The sequence below is a fragment of the Clostridium sp. genome (genome assembly GCF_016650095.1).
GTDB lineage: Bacteria > Bacillota > Clostridia > Clostridiales > Clostridiaceae > Clostridium_AD.
Window position 1 is genome coordinate 1 of the sequence record NZ_JAENWL010000378.1, and the last position, 3,617, is coordinate 3,617.

Consider the following 3,617-nt stretch of genomic DNA (forward strand, 5'->3'; position numbering starts at 1 on the left):
CAATTGCTGTTTTTGCAGCATCATCACCATTCGTTGATGGTACAATCCCTACCTTGGTAGATACTGTATAGTCTCCATCTGCCACTTTAGTAGCACCTGCTGAAGCTACATTTGCTATTCCCGCGGTTGACCCTACTGTTACTGCGCTAGCTTTAGTGATTTGAATTTGTGCACCATTTGTAACATCTTCAGCAAAAGCAGAATCTTTATCAATAGTTACATTGCTAATAACTGAGTCATCAATTAAACTACCAGAATTATCTATAACAGTATCTGTTTTGGCACTTGTTTCAATTTTATATACAGCATCTGTAGGTACATCAGTACCATCCATAGTAAGATTAGATAAACCTGAAGTATTAACATCTGTTGCAGTCTGTTCTACCTTCTTAGTGATATCTATACTATAAACATCGCTATCGACTAAATTTGCATCAGCAGCCACAGTAATAGCATTGATATCTGCTATACCTGTACTTTTTACAAATGTAGTGGCCGTCATAGCATTTTCTGTCTTTACTTCAACACTATAAATTCCAGCATCAAGTTCAGTGTTAGTGCCAGTAACCTTATTGGCTACATTTGCTACACCAGTTGGATCCAGGCTTGATCCTACATCATTACTTTCTTTTCCTCCAAGATTTTCTAACTTAGCCTCATATGAACCGCTTGCAAGTATAGAACTTGAGTCTAATTTAATATTTGAAAAAGAAGTACCGCTATAAACAGCTTTATTCGCATCTGTAGTATCAATATCGGAGCCAGTTCCAACTTTTATTGAACCATCCAATAATTTTCTCTGATTGAATTCTGTTGTATTTCCTATACGGTTGATTTCAGAAGTTAATTGATTTACTTCCTTTTGAATTTCTGCCCTATCACTTGTTGTATTCGTATCATTAGAACCTTGTACTGCTAGTTCTCTCATTCTTTGAAGAATGCTGTGGGTTTCATTTAACGCACCCTCACCAGTTTGAATAAGTGAGATAGCATCTTGTGAATTAGCAGAAGCTTGATCTAGACCTCTTATTTGACCTCTCATTTTTTCTGATATTGCAAGGCCTGCTGCATCATCTCCAGCTTTGTTTATTCTAAGACCCGAAGAAAGTTTTTCCATTGATTTACCAGCATTTGCTTGGTTGATTCCCATTTGTCTGTTAGCATTCATAGCACCTAGATTGTGATTGATTATCATAATAAATACCTCCCTGATTTTTTAAGTGGACATCCCTGTTCCACTGTTTTATATTTAAGATTTTTGGACTTACAAGCTGATTGATTGAAATTTTGTTCATATTTTTTATAACAAAAAAGGAAGAGTTACAATCCTAACCATAATAACTACCCTGTTATTATGAATTGATGATTGTATTAACTCTTCCTTGAGGTAATGAGTAATGAAACAATTTATTTTACTTATACTACTTGTAATATTGCTTCTTTATTTTTATCTTGCACTCCATCTCTCAAGATGATTACATCCCTAGGAGCGTCTATGGATATCCTTACTGTGTTATCCTTAACCTTAATGAAAGTAATTTTTATGTTGTCCCCAATACTAATTGTTTCCCCAGTTCTAATTCCTAGTGCAAGCATTCTTCTTCCCCCTTTTTTACTCATTCGGTTTTTTTAAAAATAAAAAAGAGCCAATACAATAAATCCAAAATTTAGATTTACCATGTATTAACTCTTCCTTGAACAACTATATAATTTTTTCACCTATGCCAATATTACTAACATCCTTGTTAATAACATCACCATTAAATTCTTCTTTTTTGTTATTAATACTTTTATCGTATATTATTTCTAATACTTTAGTACTAAATTAAATTTTTTTTTACCAATATAATGATGATATATTTGTTTATATTAATGATACTTGGTGTCACAATAATTGAAAGTATTTTCTAATGGTTGAAGCCATTTATGATTTTATTAATGATTTATCTCATTGAAAATGATTTTCTTATTTACTGTGTAATAAATTGAAGCTTAGCATAATTATGCATAGTTATTTATAAAAAATATCTAGAATTTAAAATTTTCTTGATTTAAATTGAGGATTTGTGAAGTGACGGTATTATAATAGAAGAAAAATAAATAGAACATCACAAATTAAAACAACGATAGTGTTTACACTATCCATTATAAGAGGGGGATTATTAAATGGATTTTGCTGCTTTAACAGGTTGGTTCGCGGGTAAACTTTGGGGTTCAGGTCTGATATATCTTTGTTTGGGAGCTGGTATTTATTTTTCAATACTAATGAAATTTCCACAGCTTCGCCTAATCAAAGACATGGTTCACCAATTATTTAGAGGAAAAAGTTCTACACAAGGTGTTTCATCTTTTCAAAGTTTCGCCATGGCATTAGGTGGACGTGTAGGTGTAGGAAATATTGCTGGAGTTGCTACTGCAATATTCTATGGTGGTCCAGGAGCAATCTTTTGGATGTGGATTATTGCATTCTTAGGAGCCGGTTCGGCCTACGCAGAATCCGCTTTGGCCCAGGTGTGGAAAGAAGATATTGCTGGTGATTACCGTGGAGGTCCAGCATACTATATAGAAAAAGGATTGAAAAACAAACCTTTTGCTATACTATTTGCTATAGTAACAATCATAGGAAATGGCTTTACAGGCCCAGGTATCCAAGCGTTTAACATTGCAGAGACATCACAGACCGCTTTTGGTATATCTCCATATGTTACAGGAATTTTTGTTGCTGTTTTATTCGGATTTGTCATTTTCGGTGGAGTTAAAAGAATCGGTAACGTCGCTGGAGCAGTTGTTCCCTTTATGGCAGCCGCTTATATCCTAATTGCTTTATCTATTTTGGTTATAAATTTTAAAAATATACCAGCAATGTTTGGTTTAATCATCAGTTCTGCATTTAATGCTAACGCAGCATTCGGTGCTATATTTGGAAATGCAGTTATGTGGGGAGTAAAAAGAGGACTTTATTCTAACGAAGCAGGAATGGGTACTGGCGCACAGGCTTCCGCTGCTGCAGAAGTATCCCACCCAGCAAAACAAGGTCTTGTTCAATCTTTCTCAGTTTATGTGGACACATTATTCGTTTGTACAGCAACTGCACTTATGATACTCTCTACGGGAAAATACAATGTTGCAAATCCCGCCGGTGGATTTTTAGTTGAAAATCTTCCAGGAGTTGGTGTTGGTCCTGCCTTCGCTCAGGAATCTATAAATACAATGATTCCCGGTCTTGGAAGTCCATTTATTGCTATTGCAATCTTCTTCTTTGCCTTCACTACATTACTTGCCTTTGCCTACTATACTGAAAGTAATGTTTCATATCTGTTTAAGAAGAGTAAGAATTTGAAAACTATTTCATTTATTACGAAAGTAGTTTTAGTAGTATCTACATTTTACGGAACAATCCGTACATCAAGTATGGCTTGGAATCTTGCGGACATTGGTGTTGGAATGATGGCGTGGCTTAATATAATCGCTATTATACTATTAACAAAACCTGTTCTTGCAACTCTTAAAGATTATGAGCAGCAAAAGAAGATGGGTTTGGATCCTGTTTTTATTCCTGAAAGATGTGGTATTAAAGGTGCTGAAGCATGGAATGACATCACAGCACAGAACTATCC

The 3,617-nt window shown here is 34.7% G+C and carries 3 protein-coding genes; 1 reads left to right on the top strand and 2 read right to left on the bottom strand.

What is annotated here, in order from left to right:
• Together JJE11_RS16590 and JJE11_RS16595 are read right to left on the bottom strand one after the other, a co-directional pair.
• Nucleotides 1–1,195, bottom strand: a 1,195-nt coding sequence (locus tag JJE11_RS16590) for a hypothetical protein (RefSeq protein WP_291637614.1), incomplete at its 3' end; no start/stop codon positions are given.
• Nucleotides 1,196–1,416: 221 nt separating this feature from the next.
• The gene (locus JJE11_RS16595; protein ID WP_291637616.1) at nt 1,417–1,596 is read right to left on the bottom strand and encodes a carbon storage regulator; all 180 of its coding nucleotides are present in this window, start codon (nt 1,594–1,596) and stop codon (nt 1,417–1,419) included.
• A gap of 570 nt (nt 1,597–2,166) precedes the next feature.
• Here JJE11_RS16595 and JJE11_RS16600 point away from each other — a divergent pair.
• A partial coding sequence (locus JJE11_RS16600) for a sodium:alanine symporter family protein (RefSeq protein ID WP_291637618.1) occupies nt 2,167–3,617 on the top strand: 1,451 nt, incomplete at its 3' end.